Origin of the sequence: Enhygromyxa salina (genome assembly GCF_002994615.1) — a bacterium.
Classification (GTDB): domain Bacteria; phylum Myxococcota_A; class Polyangia; order Nannocystales; family Nannocystaceae; genus Plesiocystis; species Plesiocystis salina_A.
On record NZ_PVNK01000247.1, the window covers coordinates 1 to 1,192 of the forward strand.

The 1,192-nt window shown below is 69.6% G+C and carries 2 protein-coding genes; both read right to left on the reverse strand.

Annotated elements, in window-relative coordinates:
• Positions 1 to 285: 285 nt before the first annotated feature.
• A complete protein-coding gene (locus ENSA5_RS28435; RefSeq protein ID WP_106394853.1) occupies positions 286 to 870 on the reverse strand; it encodes an HAD family hydrolase in 585 nt (194 codons plus the stop codon).
• The coding region (locus ENSA5_RS28440; protein WP_219906880.1) for an energy transducer TonB at positions 863 to 1,192 on the reverse strand (330 nt) is incomplete at its 5' end. The genes ENSA5_RS28440 and ENSA5_RS28435, both read right to left, overlap by 8 nt.

Here is a 1,192-nt window from a genome sequence, read left to right on the forward strand (position 1 = left end):
GTCGTGGCCGAGATCCGTGCGCTCGCGGGGACAGCCGCTAGCCAATAGATTTAGGGCTAGTACGAGCCGAGAGGCGAGCGTTTGGGGTGAGCGGAGGGGGCTTCGCCGCCGCACCACGGGCTGCTAGCAGCCCGGGGTGCAATGCATCGTGTCGCCTCGCGCCGGAATTTCCGCCGAGGGCGCGAAGCCAAAACGCCGCTGTACCGGGCGTACTGCAAGTTTTGGCGACAACGCCCTCGGCGAAAAGGCCAAGCGAGGCGGCACGAGGCATTGCAGCCCGGGCTGCTAGACGTCGTCCTCATCGTCGCGCAGCCACCAGCCGCGTTTTTCGACGGCGCGCACGTCCTCGACCGCGCCGAGCTGGTCGAGGTAGGGCCCGAGCCTGGCCAGGGTCCGATCCTCCGGGTCCCCCTCGAAGGGCGGGATTCGGACGAGGTTGCCGTAGCTACGCTCGAGCCCGCGCGGCTTGTCGTCGACGACTAGGATCTGGTGCTTGTCGAAGCCGAAGCCGTCGAGCTTGCGGATGTCCTTGATCCAGTAGGTCTCGTCGAGATCGACGTCGCGCCGCTGGGTGCAGCGCTCGCGGCAATAGATGAAGCGGAGGCGCCGACGATCGACGATCCGCTCGAGCATCGCGGTCGCGTAGTCGGTCGTCGCCGAGGTCCACACGCCAACGGCGACGAAGCGATCGAGCGCGGCGTTCATGAACTCGCGCACGCCTGGGCGGAGGTAGACGCGAAAGTGGGCGACCTGGCGCTGGGGCGGCCACGGCAGCTCGGCCTCGCCTCTGGCGCGGGCGTGGATCAGGGTCTCGTCGAGATCGAGGACGAGGAGCTTGGCGTGGCGCCGCTTCGTGGCTGGATCAGTCATCGTCGTGGTCCTCGACCTCAAAGCGGTCGACCCCAAAGCGGTAGACGAAGGTCAGCGAGGCGTCGATCGGCTCACCCGCAGGGCTGCGCGCGGGCTCGAACTCGGCGTGGACGAGGGCGTCGACGGCGAGGGCGTCGCACGCGGGGTCGAGGCCGTCGAGGACAGCGACCGCGCTCACCCGCCCGCTCGCGTCGACCTCGACGCGGAGGGAGACCGCGCCGGTCTCACCCTCGCCGAGGGCGGGGCAGACCAGCTTGGGCACGAGCACCGCCCTCGGTGTGGGTCGCCAGTCGAGGGGGACCGGGGCGACGCGGGCGGTGCT